This window comes from Synechococcus sp. UW179B (assembly GCF_900474245.1).
Lineage (GTDB): Bacteria > Cyanobacteriota > Cyanobacteriia > PCC-6307 > Cyanobiaceae > Synechococcus_C.
In genome coordinates this window covers 56,498-78,622 of sequence record NZ_UCNZ01000010.1, presented here as the reverse complement: position 1 = coordinate 78,622, position 22,125 = coordinate 56,498, and the positions used below count along the sequence as shown (strand labels likewise).

24 protein-coding genes are annotated in these 22,125 nt (G+C 57.3%); 6 read left to right on the top strand and 18 right to left on the bottom strand.

Annotated elements, in window-relative coordinates; genetic code table 11:
- Positions 1-251: 251 nt before the first annotated feature.
- Positions 252-1,823: a cellulose binding domain-containing protein gene (locus tag DXY38_RS05885; protein ID WP_115070841.1), complete on the top strand. Its 1,572-nt coding sequence runs from the start codon at positions 252-254 to the stop codon at positions 1,821-1,823.
- On the opposite strand, the gene DXY38_RS05880 is transcribed toward DXY38_RS05885, so the two are convergent.
- From DXY38_RS05880 to DXY38_RS05870, 3 genes are read right to left on the bottom strand one after another with little or no spacing between them, the layout of a single operon-like run.
- Positions 1,820-2,824, bottom strand: a complete 1,005-nt coding sequence (locus tag DXY38_RS05880) for an RluA family pseudouridine synthase (protein WP_115070840.1) — start codon at positions 2,822-2,824, stop codon at positions 1,820-1,822. The two genes, DXY38_RS05885 and DXY38_RS05880, sit on opposite strands and share 4 nt — an antisense overlap.
- Positions 2,821-3,699: a ribosome biogenesis GTPase YlqF gene (gene ylqF / locus DXY38_RS05875; protein WP_006854062.1), complete on the bottom strand. Its 879-nt coding sequence runs from the start codon at positions 3,697-3,699 to the stop codon at positions 2,821-2,823. Before ylqF ends, DXY38_RS05880 begins: the two co-directional genes overlap by 4 nt.
- Positions 3,696-4,079, bottom strand: coding sequence for a universal stress protein (locus tag DXY38_RS05870; protein ID WP_115070839.1), 384 nt, complete (start codon positions 4,077-4,079; stop codon positions 3,696-3,698). Before DXY38_RS05870 ends, ylqF begins: the two co-directional genes overlap by 4 nt.
- 90 nt (positions 4,080-4,169) lie before the next feature.
- On the opposite strand from DXY38_RS05870, the gene pgk reads away from it, so the two are divergent.
- The gene (gene pgk, locus DXY38_RS05865; protein WP_115070838.1) at positions 4,170-5,378 is read left to right on the top strand and encodes a phosphoglycerate kinase; all 1,209 of its coding nucleotides are present in this window, start codon (positions 4,170-4,172) and stop codon (positions 5,376-5,378) included.
- Positions 5,379-5,408: 30 nt separating this feature from the next.
- Here the strand turns inward: pgk and DXY38_RS05860 are convergent, their stop codons facing one another.
- Positions 5,409-5,840 carry a hypothetical protein gene (locus DXY38_RS05860; protein WP_244279026.1) on the bottom strand — a complete coding sequence of 144 codons (432 nt, stop codon included), beginning with the start codon at positions 5,838-5,840 and terminating at the stop codon, positions 5,409-5,411.
- 164 nt (positions 5,841-6,004) lie between these two features.
- Between DXY38_RS05860 and DXY38_RS05855 the strand changes: the two genes are divergently transcribed.
- Positions 6,005-6,901, top strand: coding sequence for an NAD(P)-dependent oxidoreductase (locus tag DXY38_RS05855; RefSeq protein WP_115070926.1), 897 nt, complete (start codon positions 6,005-6,007; stop codon positions 6,899-6,901).
- Here DXY38_RS05855 and DXY38_RS05850 read toward each other — a convergent pair.
- On the bottom strand, positions 6,898-7,650 hold the full coding sequence (locus tag DXY38_RS05850; RefSeq protein WP_115070925.1) for a hypothetical protein: 753 nt from the start codon (positions 7,648-7,650) through the stop codon (positions 6,898-6,900). The two genes, DXY38_RS05855 and DXY38_RS05850, sit on opposite strands and share 4 nt — an antisense overlap.
- A gap of 59 nt (positions 7,651-7,709) precedes the next feature.
- Here DXY38_RS05850 and DXY38_RS05845 point away from each other — a divergent pair, with 59 nt between their 5' ends.
- Complete coding sequence (locus DXY38_RS05845) at positions 7,710-8,786, top strand: glycosyltransferase (protein WP_115070837.1); 1,077 nt, start codon at positions 7,710-7,712, stop codon at positions 8,784-8,786.
- Here the strand turns inward: DXY38_RS05845 and DXY38_RS05840 are convergent.
- Positions 8,747-9,868, bottom strand: a complete 1,122-nt coding sequence (locus DXY38_RS05840) for a histidinol-phosphate transaminase (RefSeq protein ID WP_170952870.1) — start codon at positions 9,866-9,868, stop codon at positions 8,747-8,749. The two genes, DXY38_RS05845 and DXY38_RS05840, sit on opposite strands and share 40 nt — an antisense overlap.
- Before the next feature lie 105 nt (positions 9,869-9,973).
- On the opposite strand from DXY38_RS05840, the gene DXY38_RS05835 reads away from it, so the two are divergent.
- Complete coding sequence (locus tag DXY38_RS05835) at positions 9,974-10,783, top strand: pentapeptide repeat-containing protein (RefSeq protein WP_371410995.1); 810 nt, start codon at positions 9,974-9,976, stop codon at positions 10,781-10,783.
- Positions 10,784-10,805: 22 nt separating this feature from the next.
- Here DXY38_RS05835 and DXY38_RS05830 read toward each other — a convergent pair whose 3' ends face one another.
- From DXY38_RS05830 to DXY38_RS05805, 6 genes are all read right to left on the bottom strand, one after another.
- A complete protein-coding gene (locus tag DXY38_RS05830) occupies positions 10,806-13,121 on the bottom strand; it encodes a type II secretion system protein GspD (RefSeq protein WP_115070835.1) in 2,316 nt (771 codons plus the stop codon).
- Between the two features lie 87 nt (positions 13,122-13,208).
- A complete protein-coding gene (locus DXY38_RS05825) occupies positions 13,209-13,955 on the bottom strand; it encodes a hypothetical protein (RefSeq protein WP_115070834.1) in 747 nt (248 codons plus the stop codon).
- Positions 13,952-14,644 carry a PilN domain-containing protein gene (locus tag DXY38_RS05820; protein ID WP_115070833.1) on the bottom strand — a complete coding sequence of 231 codons (693 nt, stop codon included), beginning with the start codon at positions 14,642-14,644 and terminating at the stop codon, positions 13,952-13,954. The genes DXY38_RS05825 and DXY38_RS05820 overlap by 4 nt, the downstream gene beginning before the upstream one ends.
- Positions 14,641-15,540 carry a hypothetical protein gene (locus tag DXY38_RS05815; protein WP_244279025.1) on the bottom strand — a complete coding sequence of 300 codons (900 nt, stop codon included), beginning with the start codon at positions 15,538-15,540 and terminating at the stop codon, positions 14,641-14,643. The genes DXY38_RS05820 and DXY38_RS05815 overlap by 4 nt, the downstream gene beginning before the upstream one ends.
- Positions 15,541-15,586: 46 nt before the next feature.
- A complete protein-coding gene (locus tag DXY38_RS05810; protein WP_115070831.1) occupies positions 15,587-16,765 on the bottom strand; it encodes a quinone-dependent dihydroorotate dehydrogenase in 1,179 nt (392 codons plus the stop codon).
- Between the two features lie 8 nt (positions 16,766-16,773).
- Positions 16,774-17,544, bottom strand: a complete 771-nt coding sequence (locus tag DXY38_RS05805; RefSeq protein ID WP_115070830.1) for a ribonuclease H — start codon at positions 17,542-17,544, stop codon at positions 16,774-16,776.
- 62 nt (positions 17,545-17,606) lie between these two features.
- On the opposite strand from DXY38_RS05805, the gene DXY38_RS05800 reads away from it, so the two are divergent.
- Positions 17,607-18,305 carry a DUF3747 domain-containing protein gene (locus DXY38_RS05800; protein WP_115070829.1) on the top strand — a complete coding sequence of 233 codons (699 nt, stop codon included), beginning with the start codon at positions 17,607-17,609 and terminating at the stop codon, positions 18,303-18,305.
- A 280-nt stretch (positions 18,306-18,585) separates the two neighbouring features.
- On the opposite strand, the gene rplL is transcribed toward DXY38_RS05800, so the two are convergent.
- The 6 genes from rplL to secE all read right to left on the bottom strand — a co-directional run bounded on the left by rplL (position 18,586) and on the right by secE (position 22,051).
- Positions 18,586-18,972 (bottom strand): 50S ribosomal protein L7/L12, encoded by a 387-nt coding sequence (gene rplL / locus DXY38_RS05795; protein WP_006854083.1) that lies wholly within the window; start codon positions 18,970-18,972, stop codon positions 18,586-18,588.
- Between the two features lie 49 nt (positions 18,973-19,021).
- Entirely contained in the window at positions 19,022-19,549 is a 528-nt protein-coding gene (rplJ, locus tag DXY38_RS05790; RefSeq protein WP_006854084.1) for a 50S ribosomal protein L10, read from the bottom strand.
- Positions 19,550-19,773: 224 nt separating this feature from the next.
- Positions 19,774-20,481, bottom strand: a complete 708-nt coding sequence (gene rplA / locus DXY38_RS05785; RefSeq protein WP_115070828.1) for a 50S ribosomal protein L1 — start codon at positions 20,479-20,481, stop codon at positions 19,774-19,776.
- Between the two features lie 76 nt (positions 20,482-20,557).
- Positions 20,558-20,983 carry a 50S ribosomal protein L11 gene (rplK, locus tag DXY38_RS05780; protein WP_006854086.1) on the bottom strand — a complete coding sequence of 142 codons (426 nt, stop codon included), beginning with the start codon at positions 20,981-20,983 and terminating at the stop codon, positions 20,558-20,560.
- Positions 20,984-21,091: 108 nt separating this feature from the next.
- The gene (nusG, locus tag DXY38_RS05775) at positions 21,092-21,760 is read right to left on the bottom strand and encodes a transcription termination/antitermination protein NusG (RefSeq protein ID WP_115070923.1); all 669 of its coding nucleotides are present in this window, start codon (positions 21,758-21,760) and stop codon (positions 21,092-21,094) included.
- A gap of 51 nt (positions 21,761-21,811) precedes the next feature.
- On the bottom strand, positions 21,812-22,051 hold the full coding sequence (gene secE, locus DXY38_RS05770) for a preprotein translocase subunit SecE (protein ID WP_115070922.1): 240 nt from the start codon (positions 22,049-22,051) through the stop codon (positions 21,812-21,814).
- Between the last annotated feature and the right edge of the window lie 74 nt (positions 22,052-22,125).

Here is a 22,125-nt window from a genome sequence, read left to right as displayed (position 1 = left end):
GAAAAAAATGAGATCCGGCCTCGATTTACGCAGAGAGATCAAACACTTGAATCCTTGCTCCCCTAACGCAAATCACTGTTGAACAAAGCCATCCGTTTGAAGGAGGGTCATTCCGATTGCATCGGACGGGAATGGGAAGCACAACCACCCATCTCTGCCGTAAAAATATTCAGACACAGGTTCTGCTTTTGCAGTCAGAACTTGGTTGGAATTCAGAGCTGAGATGACATCGTCCCCCCATATCAAGGGTCATGACATCTACAAATTTCTTGCAAACCTCCATCTCCGGTGATCGGTGGTGGGGAGGGTTCACAGCAGAAATCACACTCACCAATTCATCCACACAAGATCTTGCGAATTGGAGCTACAGATTTGATAGCCCCCACCTCATCAACACCGCTCCTTGGGGAGCCGAGATCAGTGCTGTTCTTCTCGACAACGGCCTCACCCGCTACACCCTGACGGGAAAAGACTGGGGAGAAAAGATTCCAGCCGGAGAGTCGGTCACCATTGGATTCAATGGAACCCAAGGCACGGATCTGGGTAATCAAGGGGAACTGTCTGCGGCCATGCTCTTCGGCTTAGACAGCGCGGAAGCCGTGATGGCTCAGGTAAGTGAAGTGAGCTCTGAGAGTTCTGACACGACGACTAATCCAGGGCTTGAACCAGTCATTGAGACACCTGCGATGACGTCACCGATGTCGGAGCACGGCATGGGACATCACGGGATGGCCCATGGTTCCAGTTCTGGGGATTACATCGACATCAACACCTGGGGTTCCTTTCATGGCTCCAATCACAACTCCGAGCACGATGAGTTGGTGGGTGGTCGCACAGCGATCACGACAGAAGCGATGGTTGCTTACAACGGCTTGCGTGCCTTTGCGGGCCTGGATGTTGTTGAGATTGAGGCGGTTGGTGAGTGGGCATTCGCCCAGGGGCTGACGAACAACTCCCAGGCTTGGGGTGATGACACCAAAGGGGTTGGACTTTGGTTTGCCATGCAGGGAGCCAAGGTGGGCTGGATCTCCGATGCGTCCTACGACCCGCAAATTCTGGCCGACATTCAACGCACGGCCCGGTTGGGCAGCAGTGGTGAAGTGATGCAGATGATTGAGCAGTTTGGCCATGAAGGCTTTGCCGACTATCTAACAACCAATCAACTGGAAGAAAATTTCATCAATACCCTCAAAATGGAGCCGCATTACGGAGGTTGGATGCATGGACGCACCCACGGCTTTCGTGACATCGAAGGCGTAGCCATTGCCCACGATATTCACCATTTAACAGTGTTGGGATGGGATCAAAATGAACCCTTTATGAATGACACCTTCGACTGGCCCCAATGGCCTGCCCTCGATGTCAGCGACAACACGGTCATCAACTATTTCCAAGGGATTGTTGCGCGGGGAGATCCACTTTCTGAGAACCTAGAAAATCTTTCTGGAAGCACACCGTCGTCTGATCCCATCACGGGCTCACCCCTGGAGATTCAGGTCAGTGGTGATCTTTGGGAGGGTGGCTTCACTGCCTCGATGAATGTGACCAATCAAAGCGACCAAACATTGGATGATTGGGGGGTGAGTTTCATCAGCACGCATCAGTTTTACGGAGAATCTTGGGGTGTTGATGTCTCTACGCAAGAGCTTGGAGACCGCCTTTACCGCTACGAGCTCACAGGAGCTGATTGGGCGCAATCGCTCGCCGCTGGTCAAGGCATGACGGTGGGATTCAATGCCTTGAGCGCAGAGGACCTCAGCGGGGATGCGTCTCTGACATCCGAACTGCTGATGGCACCTGGAACGGAGCTCACGCTCCTCTAAGCACTTCGTTTCCGCAGCACGGTCAACAGTTTCTCCATCACCTCTGGGAGCGGAGCCTCAAACACCATCCGCTCTTTCGTGATCGGATGGTCGAGGCCCAACTGAAAGGCATGCAGGGCTTGCCCAGGAAGCTCCATCGGCAATTTCCTGCAGCGGCTGTAGGTGATATCCCCCACCACGGGGTGATTGATATGGGCACAATGCACGCGGATTTGGTGCGTTCGTCCTGTATCGAGCTTGAAGCGCAAGAGGGAGTAATCGCCCAATCGCTCCTGGAGGGTCCAGTGGGTGCGCGCATAGCGGCCGTTTTCATCACTTACCACCGCATATTTTTTGCGATCCACAGGGTGACGGCCAATCGCACCAATGATCGTGCCCGACTCCCCTTGCGGCACCCCATGCACCACCGCCAGATACTCGCGCGAGGCAATCCTTTGTTGGATCTGGGACTGCAAACGCACCAAAGCCACCTGTGATTTGGCCACCACGATGCAGCCCGTCGTGTCTTTATCAAGGCGATGGACCACACCAGGCCTCAATTTGCCGCTGATTCCTGGTAAGTCCGGGCAGTGATGCAACAGGCCATTCACCAGGGTTCCATCCTTGTTTCCAGGGGCTGGGTGCACGGTCAAACCGGCTGGCTTGTTGATCACGATCAAGTGCTCGTCTTCAAAGAGCACATCGAGATCCATCGGCTCGGGCTTGAGGTAAGGCAGCGGTTCTGGCGGTGGCATCCAGAGCTGCACCTGGTCTCCCTCTCGCAAGGGAGTTTTGGCTTTCCCCGTCTTGCCATTCACCCGCACATATCCAGCATCAATGAACTTCTGGATCCGAGACCGGCTTTGCTCAGACCGCTGGCTCACCAACCAGCGATCCAAACGCATCGGCAGCGGTTTGGGATACGTAAGCGTCAGCAGATCACCCTCACCCTCACCAAAACCATGCGTAAACACCTCCTCCGGCAAAGGGGGTCTCACACGCCCTTGGCCTTCAACGCTCAAGCCTCCTCCAGTTCCGGCAATTCCAAAGCAATCGAGCCCAACAGCGATCGCCGGAAATCATCGAGCAACCGCTGCGCCATTCGTGCCGTATCGCCGGAGGTATGGCGTTCGGCCGTTGCTGCCAACCAAAACGCTGGATCCGCGGTCTGCCCAGACACCGGTGTGCCATATCGCTGTTCAAGGACGGACAAAACCACCCCGGAAGCCTCCCGTCCCTGCGACTCGATCAACAATTTCAAGAACGCCTGAGCCACCAACTCACCGTCATAGGCCGCCTGTCCGATGTCATCACAAAGGGCCAGATGCAGCGCCGCCCGTTGATCATCCAAGCGGGGTGGCAGAACACCCGGAGCATCGAGCAAGTCCAAATCTTGGCCCAGCCGCACCCAGCGCAAGGTGCGGGTCACGCCAGCCCGACGGGCACTCGCCACCACCTTTTTCTTGACCAGACGATTGATCAAGGCCGACTTCCCCACATTGGGAAATCCCAGGGTGAGGGCGCGCACTGCCCGCGGACGCATCCCCCGGGTCTTCCGCCGCTCATTGAGTTGATTTCCAGCTCGAATCGCCGCCTGCTGCACCAGCTTCACCCCCGTACCAGCCTTGGCATCACACCAAACCGTGCGCTGCCCCTGCGCTTTAAACCACTGATCCCAGGCCTCCCATGCCGCAGGCGTCACCATGTCGCGTCGATTAATCACCAGCAAATGCTGCTTCCCCTTCAACCAGCGGTTGAGATGGGGGTGTCCGGTGGCAAGGGGAATGCGAGCATCACGCACCTCAATCACCAAATCAACCTTGTCGAGGTTGCGCTTGAGCTGCTGTTCCGCCTTGGCGATATGCCCCGGGTACCACTGAATCGGAGGTGTGCTCACGGCACCACCAAAACCGGACAGGGGGCGAGCTGAATCACCCGCGCTGCCGTGCTGCCACTTTCGGCTTCAAGATTCACGCCGCGGGTGCCCATCACAATCACATCCACATTCAACTCGTCTGCCACGTCGCAAATCACAAACGCTGGCATCCCCTCACGCTCCACCACCTCACAGGACACCCCAACCTGCTCAAAGCGGGCTTTGGTTTCGGCCAATAGCGTTGCCACCACTGCATGGTCATGCATCTCAGGGCGCTCGGACTGAATCACAGACAACAGGATCAGCCGGCTGTGATGGCTGCGTGCCAAGTCCAGGGCTTTGCTTGCCGCTTCAACAGCTTCTCGGCTCTGATCAAGCGGAAACAACACGGTTTCAAACATTGGGCCACCTCCGTTAGTACCCCTCTTTTTCAGTGCTAGCGCGTAATCGGGTTAATCTCGCCCCGATTTCACACCTCACGACATAACCACATGGCGAAGCGTTCCCTGGCAAAACTGAATACCGGCGACTTGAGCGGCAAACGCGTTCTCGTGCGGGTCGACTTCAACGTGCCTCTGAACGACGCCGGTGCCATCACAGACGACACCCGCATTCGTGCAGCACTGCCAACGATCAACGACCTGATCAGCAAAGGCGCCAAAGTGATCCTCGCGGCACACTTCGGCCGCCCCAAGGGTCAGGTCAACGACAAGATGCGCCTCACCCCAGTCGCTGCACGACTTAGTGAGCTGCTCAGCAAGCCTGTGACCAAAACCGACAGCTGCATCGGACCTGACGCCGAAGCCAAGGTGAACGCCATGGCCAATGGCGATGTGGTTCTGCTCGAGAACGTGCGCTTCTTTGCTGAAGAAGAAAAGAATGATCCCGCCTTCGCGGAGAAGCTTGCCGGCCTCGCCGACGTTTATGTGAACGATGCCTTTGGTGCCGCTCACCGTGCCCACGCCTCCACGCAAGGCGTCACCAAGTTCCTCAAGCCTTCCGTGGCTGGCTTCTTGATGGAGAAGGAACTTCAGTACCTCCAGGGCGCAGTGGATGAGCCCAAGCGTCCTTTGGCTGCGATCGTTGGTGGATCCAAGGTGAGCAGCAAGATCGGCGTCCTCGAAGCCTTGATCGACAAGTGCGACAAGGTGCTGATTGGCGGCGGCATGATCTTCACCTTCTACAAAGCTCGCGGTCTTGCTGTTGGCAAGAGCCTCGTGGAAGAAGACAAGCTCGAACTGGCCAAGGAATTGGAAGCCAAAGCAAAAGCCAAAGGCGTTGAGCTGCTGCTCCCCACCGACGTGTTGCTTGCCGACAACTTCGCTCCTGATGCCAACAGCCAGGTGGCAGACGTCACAGCGATTCCCGACGGCTGGATGGGACTCGACATCGGTCCTGATGCGATCAAGGTGTTCCAAGCGGCCCTGGCTGATTGCAAGACCGTGATCTGGAACGGCCCCATGGGCGTGTTCGAGTTCGACAAGTTCGCGGCAGGAACCAACGCCATTGCGACAACCCTGGCTGAAATCGGTGGAAAAGGCTGCTGCACAATCATTGGCGGTGGCGATTCCGTTGCGGCTGTTGAGAAAGCAGGCCTGGCCGAAAAGATGTCTCACATCTCCACCGGTGGTGGCGCCAGCCTCGAGCTCCTGGAAGGCAAGGTGCTTCCCGGCGTCGCCGCACTGGACGACGCCGCTTGATTCAAGCCGCCATACAAAACAGCTGAACGATTAGCTGAATTCAGGGCCGTTCCAATGGGAGCGGCCTTTTTTTTGCAATCGACGCCTCTCTGGCCGAGGCGGTAGTCCCAGTCGCTGGCGCTCAGCCGTCATGGCAGCGCGTGCCTCCCGAAACAATTCGCGTCGGCCTTGGCGTTGCTCCTGCTTACACACCCGAAAGGCATCGATGGTGTTGGCCGATTGAATACATCGCTGCTTGGCTGCTAACAACGCCTTTTGCTGGTCCATACTGCTCAGCTCCCAACGGCGCCGTACCTCAAACAGCTGCTGCTTTTGCACATCCGTCAGCGTTGATCGAGCCGCGCGCGCCTTCATTGGCGACTCAGCCCATCCTGTAGCGGGGTGGAGAGCGGCGGCGGCAAACGTGGCACAAGGGATGACCAGATAACGCTTCCAAGGCTTAGGCGTAACCATGCGAATCATTCACAGAACGCACTCATGCTGAAAGCAAGGTTCAGTGAAAATCTGACCCACATGGCGTTCAAGCATGACCGGATCTAACCAGGACCCTTGAGCGTGCCGCTTCACTGCGATCTCTGGAGGCGATGCCTGGAAAAATGAATGAGCTTTCGCCCAACCATGAGCCTATGAATTCGCCTGCTGCGGTGGCCATGGTGGGGCTCGGCGCTCTGGGGTTACCCATCGCCGTCAATCTGCGACGTGCCGGCTACCGGCTCAACGTGCATACCCGCAGTCGCTTAGCGGAATCGTCGGCAGAGCTTGTTGACGATCAAGGGCCCACAGTGGCCTCCAGCAGCTCCCCACAAGAAGCCGTGCATGGCTGCGCAGTCCTGCTGATTTGCGTCAGCGATGACGCCGCCGTGGAAGCGGTGCTCTGGGGAGATGGCGGAGCTGGCTATGCCCTCACACCAGGAAGCTTGGTGATCGATTGCTCCACGATCGCCCCAGCCACAGCGGCCGCGATGGCCAAGCGGCTGGCAGAACAAAACGTGCACTACATCGATGCGCCTGTGACAGGAGGCACGGAGGGCGCCAAGGCCGGCACACTCACCGTGCTCTGTGGTGGCGAAGCCATGGCACTGGAGCAGGCCCGACCGCTCTTGGAGGTAATCGGTGGCTCGATCCATCACTTCGGGCCCGTTGGCAGCGGCCAACAGGTCAAAGCGGTGAACCAGGTTCTGGTGGCCGGCAGCTATGCCGCTGTGGCAGAAGCCATCGCCCTGGGGCAACATCTCCAGCTGCCCATGCACCAGGTGGTGAACGCCCTGCAGCAAGGAGCCGCGGGGTCATGGGCCCTGCAACATCGTTCAGCCGCGATGCTTGCGGATCACTACCCGCTCGGCTTCAAGCTCGCACTCCATCACAAAGACCTCAAGATCGCGCTGGATGCTGCCAAGGAGCAGCAGTTGGAACTCCCCATCACGCAACGCGTCCTGGAACAAGAGTCGGAACTCATGCAACAGGGATTCGGAAACGCCGATGTGTCCGCGCTAAGGCGTTGCTACCCAGCTCATCCCCATTAAGGCTGGAGCTGACGTTTGTCATCGACAACGCGCACCTGCTTGCTCACGCTCACCACACCCTCTGGATGCACCAACAACGCTGCCCACGTTTGGATGCCGGGTTGAAATGGAGCTTGCACTGACTTAAATAAGCCACCCCCTCCGAGGGGCTGAAGCTGGATATCTGGACTTTCTTGCCCCAACACCTGCTCAGGGGTGAGGGCGATCAAACCTCCCGCCAACAGAGCATCACCCAAGGGCTTGTCCACCACGACATCAACGTCGTAGCGACTGCCGGTGAGCACACTGTCGGGAATGAGCAAGCTGATCGGCAGAGACTCCTTGGCAGTGGTCATGATCGATTGATCGCTCAGAATTTCCTGATTCGTAATCAAGCCGCTGTCCGTGGTCACCGCGAGACGCTGATTCGCATAAAAGGAATAACTCAAGCCATCCTGCTGGCGTCTCCCGCTGACGGAAATCTGCATGGTCGAGCGACCATCTGAGGTGGCAGTGCCGGGCCTCACCGACCAATTCAGCTGAGGGAAACGGCTGCTGAACAGGCGATAACGCTCCTCCAGACCACCGAATTGCTCCGGCGTAAACAGAGACTTCAACGCGGCAACATTTCCCTCGGACTGATTGAGGGCGGTTTCCAACCGCTCACTCAAATCAAACGGAGCTTGGGTCACAGCCCGCCCGGACAAGGGAAGTGCCAGCGCGGAGCCAAGCAGCAATGACACCAACGAGGCACGGAGAGCCCGAGACATGAAAGACATCCCCTGAGTGCCTTTAAGTTAAGTCGCTCTGTTTCATCCTGCTCGTCCTCATGCCTCGGCTTCTTGTTGCTGCCAGCGGCACTGGAGGGCACTTGTTTCCAGCCCTTTCCGTTGCGGATGCTCTGCCGGAGCCATGGAGCGTGCGTTGGGTGGGCGTTCCCGACCGCCTGGAAACAAGTCTGGTCCCAGGCCGCTACCCCCTCACCACCGTCAAGGCCGGTGGATTGCAAGGTCGAGGACTGCGCAAACTGATCCAGCTGATCCAATTGCTGGCCGCTAGCGGCAGCATCCGCCGCCTGATCCAACGGGAAGGCATTGATGCGGTCTTCACCACAGGCGGATACATCGCTGCACCAGCCATTTTGGCGGCGCGATGGTGCGGCATCCCCGTGGTGCTTCACGAATCCAATGCCATTCCCGGCCGGGTCACACGCCTGCTCGGACGCTTTTGCACCCGTGTTGCCGTGGGGCTTGAAGCGGCCGCAGCACGCATCCCTGGCTGCCGAGCGGTGGTGACCGGCACCCCAGTGCGGGCTGCTTTTCTCCAGCCACACTCCCTACCGGAGTGGGTGCCTCAGGGCGACGGCCCCCTGCTTGTAGTGATTGGCGGAAGCCAAGGCGCTCTTGGGCTTAATCGGATGACGCGCGTGCTGTTTCCTTCCTTGCTCAGCAACGGCTGCCGCGTGGTGCATCTCACCGGCAGCCATGACCCCGACGTGGGTTGCATCGAACACCCCTTGCTGGTGGAGCGACCGTTCAGCGATGAGATTCCGGCCTTGCTCCAACACGCTGACCTCGCCATCAGCAGAGCCGGTGCCGGCAGCCTCAGTGAACTGGCCGTAAGCGGAACACCCACCGTGCTGGTGCCCTTCCCCCAAGCGGCCGATCGCCATCAAGATGCCAATGCCGTCTGTGCTGCAGCGGTTGCCGCCGCCGTGATCGTGCATCAACACGACCCCAGCGAGACGACTCTTCGCGACGCCGTTTGGCGCCTGCTCGGAGCCAGGCTTCAAGGAGACGATCCAGCCGTTGACCCCTTACCCGAGATGGGGCAAGCCATGCGGGAGCTTGGCGTGGAGGATGCGGATCAGAAGCTGGTGGCCCTGCTCCAAGCCCTGTTGGCCTGAGCACGCTGGAGCGCACGAAGGATGCGTTGATTGCCTCGCCGATCTTGCAAGCCAATCCGCAGCCAACACTCCCCCAAGCCTGCGAACGAACGGCAATCCCTAAGCAAAACGCCGTCGAGCGCTAAACGCTCGCGCAGCTCCAGCAAGGACTGCTCTCCTTGAATCAGCAGATAGTTGGCAGCTGAGGGGTAAGGGTTGACTCCAGGAATGGCATCGAGTTGTGCCCGAAACCAACTGCCTTCCTGTTGCACCCACTGCTGAACGCGCTGTTGCCAACGCTGCAGTCCAACCCGATCGTTCATCACAGCCACTCCAGCCGCAATCGCCAAGCCATTCACAGGCCAGGGATCGCGCCATCCATGCCATCGCTGCAAACGATCGGCTGCCGCCACGGCGTAGCCAAGACGCAAGCCCGCAATCGCAAACAGCTTCGTGAGACTGCGGATCACCACAAGATTGGGATGATCTGCCACCAACGGAAGTAACGACTGATCTTCCCCCCCTGGCACCAGGGGCAGGAAGGCCTCATCACAGATCACCAGCGAATAGCGAGCCAACAATGGCTCCAGCGAACAACGGCTCCAAAGCTGACCGGTGGGGTTATGGGGATTGGTGATCCACATCACATCGCCCGTCTCCTTCAAGGCGCCCAGCGGAAAGGATTGCGGCCAGCCATCCCCCCACGCCAAGGGCAAAGGCCGCGCCTCGATCGCGCCACCCCAACAAGCCAAAGCGCGGGAATAGTCGGCAAATCCCGGCTGTAGCAGAACACTGAGCCCAGCGGCGGTGGCATCGCGAGCCGCCCATGTGAACAACTCCGCGGCCCCATTTCCAGCCAGGACCTGATCAGGATCCAACCCATGCCATGACGCGATCGCAGAGCGCAAATCAGCCTGAGCGCGGTCGGGATAATCACGCAGAGCCTGGCCCTGAATGGCGGCGGCAAGAGCTCGACGCAGCGCGCGAGGCGGGCGAAAGGGCACCAACGAAGCACTGGCATCCAGCAACTGGGAGGGCTTCATCCCCAGCCGCCGGGCTTCCTGGCTGAGATTGCCTCCATGGGGAGGAAGGCCGTTGCTCACGCCGACTGGTGCTGGATGCACCCATCCTGCCCAGCCAGCCTTCTGCGCCACGGTCGACGAAGCCCGAGAAGGCCGATACAACGCAGTACAACAAAGCAAGCCCCCGTGTTGAACCCGTCCCGCTGGATGCCCTTGCTGGGTTTATGGCTGATCGCCATCCCTGTGCATGCCGAGAACATGGACGATCTCATCAAAGTGCTCCAGGACGGTGATTGCCGCAACTGCCGTCTGGCCGATGCCGACCTTGTGCATGCCGATCTACGCGATGCCGACCTAAGGGACGCGCGCTTGCAGCGAGCCAATCTCGGCGAAGCCCAATTGGATGGGGCTGACTTAAGCGGGGCCAATCTCAGCTTTACGAGTTTGCGCGGGGCTTCCCTGCGTGGCGCCAATCTCGAAGACAGCGTCTTGCATGGCACCGACCTGCGCAATGCCGATCTCAGTGGAGCTCGTTTGAGCCCCAACGCTTTGGAGGAGGCGCATTGGCAAGGAGCTAAGGGCATCTCCAGTGGCATTCAAAGCCATGCCGCTCTACACAATGCCGGCGTGGAGGCTTCTCAATCAGGTCGTTGGTCTCAGGCTGAACAACTATTTAGCGCCGCAATTCTTCGTTCACCAGAGGAGCCTTTGAGCTGGGTTGCTCGAGGGATCAGTCGCAGTGAACAAGCAAAAGATGATTTAGCAAGTCAAGACTTCGGTTATGCCGCTTTGCTATTTGAAAAACAAGGCGCCGAGGGTTGGGCAGAACAGCTCAATCAAGCTGCAGATTCAATCAGCTCACGCCGCTACCAACAAACCACAAAAGAGGGTGGCAGTGGGGTCGGCAATCAGATTCTTCAAGGCACGATCAACGGACTTCGCATGCTCGCACCGCTAGCAGCAAAAGCACTCATTCCGCTTGGATTAGGCCTATGAACAAAGAATCAAACCTCCTTGATCAGAATCCACCCATGATCTGCCTGGCCGCAGGAAGGCTGGGCTTGTATCCGTAGCCAAAGCGCCCTCCCTGTTGATCATTCATGATTCTTGGCGTAACAAGAATGACCAACTCACTTTTACGCCTATCCCCTGAAGACGAACGGAAGAATTGACCGATCAATGGCAAGTCGCCAAGAATGGGCCATTTGCTCACAAGTTGCGCATCAGTGTCAGAAATTACACCGGTTAGAATCAGAGTTTGTCCATCACGCACACGCACTCGCCCGGTATCAAGAGTGCGGCTATTAATAATATCAACATTGCCACAATTTCCCGCAGGCTGAGAACCAATTGCGGCCGATATTTCAGGAGAAAGCGAGAAAGAAACAAATCCATTATCGTCAATCTTCTCCACTCTTGCGCCAAATGTTAGACCAGCATTTGCAAAGCTTGGCTCGCAAAATGAATTTCCATTCCCATCCTGCTTTACACTGTAACCAGTGATCAATCGACTACCAACAGAGACAAGGGCTTCATTACTTTTCTCTCTACCAATCTTTCCGTCTGCAGAGATCTTCCCAGAATCACTACCAACAGATTTCTCATCACCCTCTTGAAGAATCAACGTGGGATTGGCCAAAACCTTCGTAGAGCTTGATTGAATACTTGCCCTCAAGAAATCAAAGAACTGATTTTCTGGGTAACGGAAGCGAGTGGGAGATCTATAAGTAACTTTACCCTCTTCATCAATCTCACTAACACCTGGCTGGAGTGGATTGTCGTACGTCCCAAAATCTGGCCGGTAAGGGCCCACAGGAAATCCACCAACAGTTGAAGACGATCCCGGCAAAGGGAATGAGGCTTGCGGTTCATCCACAAATCCCTCACCACCGTCTAGAGATCCAGTCCCTGGAACTGGGGTGGTGTTCGCAGCTCCTGTATAGGACCCTGGCAATCCTGCTTCAGGGCTTCCAGGAGGCTTGTAGGCACCATAGTTAGCAAGCAGCTGCCCATCTTGACTCACAATAAATGCGTTGCCCGAGCGAAAGGCAAAACTATTAGAAATTTGAGAATCATTGTCTAAATTAATATCAAGAATCTGAACTGTCAAAGCAACTTGTCTCTGGCGAAGATCAATTTGCTTCAGATAGCTTTCGCCAACAGCGACCAGCCTTGAATCGCCCACAAGCGTAATTGTCTGCAAACGGGAATCAGTGGTCCCAGAGAGCCCCCTTAAAGGACCAATTGTTGATCCATACGTTTCAACGCTTGTAAGCGTTGAGGTGCTAGCTGTGACATTAGCCGTGCTGTTTGCTGGCGTCCCCGTTGATGCTGTTTCTTGAGATGTCAGCGTGGTGGTATTTACTTTGCTGATGGAAGCCCCCAGGCTCGCAAGATAATTAGCAGCGGAAGCTGCGCTCGCCTGGTTCAGTCGGTACACCTTCGACATCTGAGGCCCGAAGGTCTTAGCTGACACCGCTGACCCAACTAATAAAGTTCTCCCATCAAGCTTTCCCTGAAGGCCAGCTGCCAACAACACCCCGTTCAAAGCTCTGGAGTAAGTTTCATTTTGAAACGCTATTGACACCGGTTTAGCAGTTAATTCTGCATCGGGATTATTGCCAGAATCAGCACCGTCTGACACATAGACAAAGCCATAACCACCAAGCCTTGCCAAAGCCATCAAGGCATCTTTTGCAGGTGCATTGTTGAGGGTAAGAGTGACTGGAGGACCGCTCACATTCACATAACTGCGGTTCTGCAGCACCATCGTTCCCACTGCCATATCACCTAATGGCGGGGCAACGGCGCGAGGACGCAAGGGAGGGGCATACTGCGTTTGAGGAACACGCCCTGGGGTGTTCAGATTGAGGCGACCTGTTTGCAGGGTGGGAGCAACACCTAAACCTGAAAACTGGAGGATGAGATCCCGACCATCCGCACTGACCACAGGATCTTTCAAGGGCCGACCTGGACTCGGCGTTACCTTCAAGGAGTAGGAGCTGCCGCTTCCTGCCAAGGTGGCGGACTGAATTCCAGCGACTGGATCGGTGAGCCGCACCTGACCATTACGCACCCCGGGCGCACCCCGAGTCTGCAAACTCCCTTCCCAAACTTGCCCATTCATGCGCTGCTGAAGCTGAGGCTGCGCTCCAACCCCTTCAATCACGAGTTCCACGCCTTCATTGCCCCGGCGCAAGCGCAAGTTCATGGAACCCTGGCTCTGAGCCCTTATCGCCCCAGCACCTCCGAGCCCAAACACCACATCGCACTCAGCGAGTGCAAGGCTGCCAATCAACGCCAATGGAATCAGCCGGGAGGGTCTCGAGGGCATGCCCACGCCTGATTCACAAACACTATGGGCGGATGGTATCGAGCGAAACCCTTAGGAGCCAGCCCTCAAGCGCAGGATTGGGACGATTCAGGATGGCGCCCTGACCCTGGATTGAGGCACGGATTCAACAGATTCTTTTGCGCTCCGACCCCCATCCGTGGTCTTGTCAAAAAAGCTCAACCTGAGCTTGAGCTCGGTCAGGGGTGGCCCTGCAGGGGCTCCCTCAGCATTGGTCTCTGGTGGGACAGCTTTGAGCTCAAGGTCACTGGGCTGAACCAGGAGTTCCAGGGTCTCCATGGCGCGCAAAAACTGCAGCACCCCTGTGTAAGGCCCACGCACCTGCAGCAAAATCGCCGTTTTCTCATATCCCTTCATGGCTGGAGGCGCCGCGCCCTTGCCTTCACCTCCTTCGGCCTGATTTTTGGCTCCTTGCTCGGGAGGGTCCGTCAGAGCAGAAGCGGCGGAGGCGGGTTCATAGCGTTCAATCACCACACCACTCTCCGTCGCCGTTCGACTCAACTGGGTGAGGAAGGTCTCGATCTGGCCACGCCCCGCCACCAAATTCACCACCAGATCTTGCTGTTGTTGGGCCGCCACAAGCTTTTGTTGCTCTTGCTTCACCTGAGCCGCGATCAACGGAAGGGACTGCTGCTGCACTTTGAGCTCAGCGATCCGACGGGTCCGCTCCCCTGATTCCAACCAATGGGGAAGTCCAGCAATCGCAAACACACCAGCACCGATCAGCACGCCGACGAGGAGTGGGGTCCCCACCAACACCCGCTGACGCGTCAGATAGTTCTGCCAAGAGCTGGCATTGCCATTCAGATTCGTCACAACGGCACCCCACGCTGCTCAATCAGCCAGTAGCGCTCTGCCAAACCGATCGCTCCTAACTCCTGAAGCTGGATGAGGGATAAGCGCACCTTCGGATTCAGCGCCCACTCCACGCTGAAGGTCACAGCCGGGTCATCCCCGTCCTCCCGCGTGATCTTCATCACCTTGACGCCCTGGTCCAAGGTGATGGGCAGTTGAGACAGGGAGATTGCGAGGGCATTGATGCGTTCAAGAGGCCCTGGGGACGCTCCAATCTGCGCCTTGCCAGACAGTTGGATCTGCGCCTGGCCAACTGACAACTCCTGCAACTGAACGCCAACAGGAGTCACGCGTCGGAGCTGCTCCAACAGGGGGGATCCGCCGGGGAACGCCACCAGCTGTTGCGCAATCCTGGTGGTGTCCTTGTTCACCGCAGCGGTCTTCGTGCTCAGCCGCCGCAGCTGCGCTTCTGCCGAGGCGAGGCGTTGTGCCGTCGGCGCTAGCACCTTCAGCTGCTGCTGTTGCTGCTGTCCCCGCCAGTTCACTGCTGCGGTGATGGCACCACCCATTAACAACACGGCCCCACCCAGCAACGCACCTCGACGCAACAAAAGGCGGGTGGGAACAAAAGGGGCGGGCTGAGCAGGCAAACCCAACTCGATGCGCCGCTCCCGGAGCAAATCAACGGGGGCTCCTGCCTGTCCCCTCACGCTGCGATCTCCGCGGAAGGAGCCTTCAAAGCCAACTGAAGCAGTGACATCTCACCATCTGAAACAAGCGGGCCATGGAGACCAGCACCATGACCTTCCGCCCAACGTCCCTTCCATCTTGGCGCCGCCGTAATCCACCAGCTGCGCCTTGCACCAGCCTGCTGTTGTTTCTGATCCCATGCCTCGAGCAGGAACAGCACCTCCTCTCTGATGGACGAAAGCTGCGTGGCTTGCAAGCCAACATCCAACTCCGGGAGGCCATCGCACAGCAACACAAAACGCCAAACCCCTTCCGACTCAATCAGCCAAGCCCACTCTCCTTGGAGGGGTGCGTTGAGAGCCTGCAGTGCTCGCCAAGCAGCAACCAACAGCCACTCCGCTTGGCAGAGATTGAGATCTGCTAAAGCCACCGTGTCGATCCAGGCCTGCAGGATCAGGCGATCAGCGCCCACCACCATCGCCATATCGCTGTCTTTCAACGAGGACAAGGCGACATAGGACTCCTGCCATTGCAGTGGCCAGGTCATCTCCGGTGCCAGCACACGTAAGGAGCTGGCATCCACCAGACCAGCGGCACCATCCAGCAGCCGCCAATCGCAACTCGGCAGAGGCAGCAACAATTCCAACTCCACAGACCCGGAGGCAAGGCCCTGGTCGATCAGCAAATCCGCCACCATCTCAGCCAGCACCTCTCGTTGAAGCGGAACCCCTTCCTGACAGAGACCAGGAGGAAGGTTGGTATCGATGCTGTGCTGCTCACCCTGATCCCACCACGCCAAACTCAGAACACGATCAGAAGCAGCAAGAACCACACGCCGTCGCGCGAGGAAGCTGGTGATCTGAACCAACAGGCCATCCAGGGCAGGGAAGCGATCGCGCAGATCAGCCAGCTCCAAGTTCTGCTCCTCGATGCGTCTAAAGGATGTGCAGGAAGCGTATCGACTACTTCCAGGGCGCGCCGCTTCCGATCGCCTCACTCAGATGGCGAAAGCCATGGAGATCGAGTTGGCTGATCAGACCTTCCAGGATGCGTGGAACCAAATCGGGACCTTCAAAAATCCAACCGGTATAAACCTGCACGAGGGACGCGCCAGCCGCAATCCGTTCCCAGGCCGCCTCAGCGGATGAGATTCCCCCCACGCCAATCAACGGCAAAGCCGGACCAGCACTGGCACGCAGTCGTCGAATCACCTCCACAGCGCGGTAGCGCAAAGGATCACCACTCAACCCACCAGCCTCTTCCGCAAGGGTGCGGCCGGTCTGCGCAATTAGCCGCTGCCCTAAGCCAAGGCGATCCAGACTGGTGTTCACAGCAATGACACCGGCCAAACCCTCCTCGTAGGCCAATCGAGCAATGCCATCAATGGCATCGTCCTCAAGATCGGGCGCGATCTTTACCAGAAGTGGGGGGCAAGCGGGCAGCCGGCGTAGCCGCTCGACCAACCGCCGCAATTGGGTTGAATCCTGCAGATCTCGCAAGCCAGGAGTATTGGGAGAGCTCACATTGATCACGGCGTAATCGGCCATCGGCGCAAGACATTCCAAGGAAGCGGCGTAATCATCAGGGGCCTGGTCCAGAGGAGTGAGTTTCGACTTCCCGAAATTGATCCCGAGCACGGCCGGACGATGGCCTGGTGCCGGCAGGGCTTGCCGCTCAAGGGTGCGTTGCATCGCCTCTGCACCCTTGTTGTTGAAGCCCATCCGGTTTAGAGCAGCCCGTTCAGCAGCAAGCCGAAACAGGCGGGGCTTGGGGTTTCCTGGTTGACCATGCCAAGTGACGGTACCCACTTCAGCAAATCCAAACCCAAAGCAATCCCACACCCCTGCGGCAACACCGTTTTTGTCGAACCCTGCCGCCAACCCCACAGGATTGCTGAAGCGACAACCAAACAGAACTTGCTCCAAGCGCAGATCCCGACGCTGAAGCTCCGTGGCAACGCCCTCCAACACGGATGAGATCCCAGGCCAACGGCGGCGCAGGCTGACCTGAGCGAGGGCTTGCAATGCCGCCTGGCTGAGCTGTTCTGCATCCACCCCCTCATCACGAGCCAATTGGGGGCCCAACCATCGCCGATAAAAGCCGGCGGTGGATAGCACCCCGGGGGATGACGCATCAGCCATCTGGGCTCCTAGGTCTGTTTCGATCCTGCCGGGTCGCGTCGCAACCGCCAGCGATCATTCTCCACAGGCTCCACCATCCAGTCACGCCAACGCCAAGAACCTTGACGTTCTGACAAACGATTGAGGGGCTGTTCCACCAACTGAGCCAACTCCACAGCCGTTAAGGCATAGCCTCCAGATGCCAGGCGATCAGCCAATTCCATTCGCGTGAGGAGCTTCTGCAGAGACGCAGGCGCCGGATCCGCCAAGGGCTGAGTCGGGGCAGCGGATGGTGTGGCAGCCGATGGTGGGGAAACGGAAGGGGGAGGCGTTTGCGCCCGGCCTTTGGAATACGCCACCGCAATTTGATCCACCCTGTCGTTGTCAGGATCTCCGCTGTGACCTTTCACATAGCTGAGCGGCACCTCTGCAAGCCGAGCCTGATCGAGCGCCTGCCAGAGATCCTGGTTGAGCACTGGCTTTCCAGCCGCAGTGCGCCAGCCCTTGCGCTTCCAACCAGCCATCCAACGGCTCAGTCCATCGATCAGGTATTTGCTATCGGTGCGCAGGGTGAGATCGGGATGCAGCGGTAATTCAGCCAGGCGTTGCAACATGGCAAGCGCAGCTTGTAACTCCATCCGGTTGTTGGTCGTGGCCGGATCCGCACCGCCAAATTCCTCCACACTCCCGTCTTCGAAACGAATCAACGCACCCCAGCCACCAGGCCCTGGGTTGCCACTGCAAGCACCATCCGTCGCTGCTGCCACGACGCGACCACGTCCATCAGGTCCATCAGCCATTGATTCCACCACCGGATGTTCGGTACAACAGGTCGTTGTTCTCCACTTTGGAGCCCCCGTTTATGCGGCGAACCTACCTCCGGCGGCTCCTTTTGACTGGAACGGCACTGATCTTGGGGGCCAGCTCCGCTGTGTTACCGGGGTGGACCCGATCACTGTTTGACAGCAAGCCCCTCAACCAAGAGCAGTTTGCGATCCTGGCCCGCGCCGTTGGCCGTGACAGCTGGAAACTGTTGGTGCTTGAGCAGATCAAAGCCCGTCCTCTTTGTTGGAAAGATCAAGCGGATGGATTGGTTGAACCATCGTTGAACAGCTTTGATTTCACGGGTATTTGCAGCCGCTATCTCGACAGCAATGGATATTCACTACGCACGGCTGGAGAAGACACACAAAAGTCCGTTCGGTTACGCCTTCGGCAAGGACAACGGGGACTGGAGCTTCACGCCCTGGACCCCAACCGCAGCACAGCAGTCGTCGTAGCCAGGGCCCGACAAGCCAGACGGAACAAAGATGCTTTCGTCAAACTCAAACTGGAACCGGGTTGGCAACTTGAGCGTCGGGCCTATCAGGGGCGAACCCTGAGCCACGTGTATTTCGCCAACAGTGAATCGCTCAATCAATTGCGAGCAAAGGCTTCAAATCGTCCAAGCCGTTCGGTTCGGATGGCGACAGTGGCCCAAGCGCCAAGGGCACCACGATCCCCATCCAGCTACGTCGGGAAGGGGCCCATCCCCCTTGAAGTGATTCCATTCCGCCCTTAAACAAAGCATCAGGGACAGTTGGATGAGCGACAACCTGCCATCACCCCAACCAAGCAAATCTTCTTAGGTTCTACCTGTGAGGAGTGCTGTTCGCCTCTTCAGGGTCGAAACAAGGAAAGACTCCTGAATGCGTTGTTCTTTAAAAACCCTGCCTTTGGCAGGGTTTTTTTATGGGCCAAAGCCGCAGGCTAGAGGTCATTAAAAAAGCCGGTTCAGAGAACCGGCCAGGGATGATTGGAGGGATAGAGCCCTGTTGCTTAGCAGCAAGGGCTCCAACAGATCACTTGATGGTGACCTTGCCGCCAACTTCTTCGATGGCCTTTTTCAAGGCTTCAGCGTCATCCTTGGAGACACCTTCTTTGATGGCCTTTGGAGCAGCTTCGACCATGGCCTTGGCATCGCCCAGGCCGAGACCTGTGGCTTCGCGAACAGCCTTGAGCACTTTGATCTTGGCGGCAGCATCGAAGCTTTCCAGCACAACATCAAATTCGGTCTTCTCTTCAGCCGCTTCACCACCACCGGCAGCGCCAGGGGCAGCCATCACTACACCAGCAGATGCAGCAGCAGACACACCAAAAGCATCCTCAATTTGCTTAACAAGCTCGGAAGCTTCAAGCAATGAGAGTGATTTCAGTGATTCAAGAATTTCGTCGGTTTTTGCAGACATGATTGGGAATCAGCAACAGATCAGGGAAAAAAAGTGAGGTCGAAAACGTTCAGCTCTCGCCGCTATCGGCGTGCTGCTTGAGCGCTCTTGCAAGACCGGAGGGAACCTCGTTGACACCCACAGCAACCTTGGTAGTAACTGCATTGATGGCGCCTGCGATCTGGGCCATGAGTACTTCCCTGGAAGGAAGATCCCCAATAGCTTTGATCTCGTCCTGAGACAGGAGCTTGCCTTCAAAGAGGCCGCCCTTGGTCTCGGATTTTTTCGTCTCTTTCTGAAAAGCTTGAACAGCTTTAACAGCACCACCAACATCACCCTTAATCAGGACGAAGGCGTTGGTACCACTCAGCAGAGAGTCGAGGCTTGACCAAACACTGTCACCATCAATGGCACGACGCATCAAGGTGTTTTTAGTCACCTTGCAAACGCCGTTGCTGGCTTGCAGACGAGTCCGCAAATCAGACATTTCTTTGATGGAGAGGCCCTGATAGTCCAGGACCAGTGCCATTTCGGCCTCGCCAAGAAGCTTTTTAAGCTCCTCGACGATCTGTTGCTTGCTCTCCAGAGTGCGGCCCATAGGGATTAAATCGGAGGAACAAGCTGGACACGCGGGCGTTTCAGGGCTCCCGAAGGAGACGAGGCCGCGTGTCGATCCAATCCAATGGGAAAAAATCGTCGCATTTACCTCGGCAGGACTTATGAAAAGGCTCAACAAAGCTGAGCTGAAATCACCTGCTGTCTTAGGCCGGGCGCGTGCCCGTGGACTGGCATCAGCCAGTCCACAAATTTACAGCACTAAGTTCAAGCTTCCTGCTCGATGTCCTGAAGCAAGGCGATATCCACTTCGACAGACGGTCCCATCGTGGACGTGACGTACAGGCTTTTCCAGTAACGGCCTTTCGCGCCACTGGGCTTGTTGCGATCGATGGTTTCCTGCAAGGTCTTGAGGTTCTCAAGCAAGGCCTCAGCCTTAAAGCTCGCTTTACCAAAGCGAACATGCACAATTCCGGTGCGGTCAGCACGAAATTCAAGCTTGCCTGCCTTGAATTCCTGAATCGCCGCTGCCAAGTCGGTGGTAACCGTTCCGGCTTTGGGGTTGGGCATCAAGCCACGTGGACCAAGAACACGGCCCAACTTGGCTACCTTCGGCATCATGTCCGGGGTAGCAATCAGAAGGTCGAAATTCATCTCGCCCTTGGAGATGGCCTCCACAAGGTCCTCATCACCGGAGAGTTCAGCGCCGGCGGCCTTGGCCTCAGCCACTTTTTCACCACGGGTAATCACCGCGATGCGGACGGTTTGACCCGTTCCTTGTGGAAGAGCGACTGTCGTACGCAGCTGCTGGTCGGTGTATTTGGGATCGATACCAAGGCGCACATGCGCCTCCATGGTTTCGTCGAATTTGGCTGTGGCGTTCTCCTTGACCAATTGAATGGCTTCAAGAGGTGAATAGGCACGGTCCTCGATTTTTGTAACGAGGCTGGCCAGGCGTTTGGAAAGTTTTGGCATGACAGGTGTGGGGTTCAAACGGCACTGAGGCCTCCCCCGAAATCAGTGAACGGAACAAACAACGAACGCAAGGCGTTCAGTCGCTAACGGCAACACCCATGTTGCGGGCGGTGCCTTCAATGATGCGCATCGCCGACTCAACACTGGTGCAGTTGAGGTCGGGGAGTTTGGTCTTGGCGATCTCCTCAAGCTGGGAGCGATTGATGGAGCCAACACTGCCCTTAGCGGACTCACCGGAACCCTTGGGAATTCCAGCGGCCTTGGTAATCAGAACCGAGGCAGGAGGGGTTTTCGTGATGAAGGTGAAACTGCGGTCTTCGAAAACCGAAATTTCAACCGGAATCACGTATCCGGCCTTGTCCTGGGTACGAGCGTTGTACTCCTTGCAGAACGCCATGATGTTGACCCCGTGCTGACCGAGGGCAGGACCCACCGGTGGTGCGGGGTTGGCTTTGCCGGCCTGAAGGGCCAGCTTGATCACAGCTACGACTTTCTTGGCCATCGGCAAGCGGAGTTAAACATCTGCGGATCACCGACCTCGGGGGGCGGTGCGGCGAAATGGCGAACCATTTCTAAGGCCGTCCTCCGCAGGAGACGGCCGCCGAATCAATCAGTTTTGTTTGCTGATTTGAGAGAACTCAAGCTCAACGGGAGTTTCCCGACCAAAGATCGACAACAAAGCTTTGAGCTTGCTGCGTTCCCCAGACACTTCGATGACCTCGCCTTGGAAGTCTTTGAAGGGGCCCGCGGTCACAAGGATTTGATCGCCCTCTGCGAGATCGACTTTGACGACGGTCTTCTTCTCGGCTGCGCGCTTGAAAATACGATCCACCTCCTGACGACTCAGGGGACGGGGCTTGATGTGACCACGGGCTTTACCCGTGGCACGACGATCTTCAGCACCCACAAAGTTGATGACATTTGGCGTGCTTCTCACCGCCATCATCGTGTCTTCATCCAGAACCATCCGGACGAGCACATAACCGGGGAAAACCTTCTCCTCGGTGGATTGACGACTGCCGTCCTTTTTGACTTTCACCGCTGGTGTCTCGGGAATTTCGATCTCGAGGATGCGATTGCTCACCCCAAGCGTGACGGCACGCTGCTCGAGGGTGGCCTTGACCTTTTTCTCACAGCTGGAAGCCACCTGAACCGCATACCAACGGGCAACCGATGTGCGTGCAGGCATCGACTCAAGCGTGCCTTCCTCTCCCTCATTGGGTGCTGGCAGATCAAGCACCTCGGTGCTCTCCTGCTGGGTGGTATCGAGGTCAGACACGGATGCGGACAAAAAGTTGGGACAAAGGCGATCTGCTGTGAAAGCAACAGATCAAAGGAACACCTGAGAGGCAGCCCAAGCGTAGAAACGGCTGAGGGCTGAAATGGCCGCGGCCGAGAGGCTCACCATCAAGATCACAGCCACTGATTCGCTGAACAGCTGCTGACGGCTGGGCCAGACCACCAGCTTGAGCTCTTCGAAGGTGGCAGCTAAAAAACCACCCCTTCGGCCTGTTTCAGCCGGTGTTTGCGGGGAGGCTGTTTCGGTGTCCTCGGAGGTAGGGCTGGTCACGAATCTTGCGATGCCGGAACTGACGCCGGTGCCTTGGGCACGTGACGGCAAACAAGCATCCTACTGGACGCTTA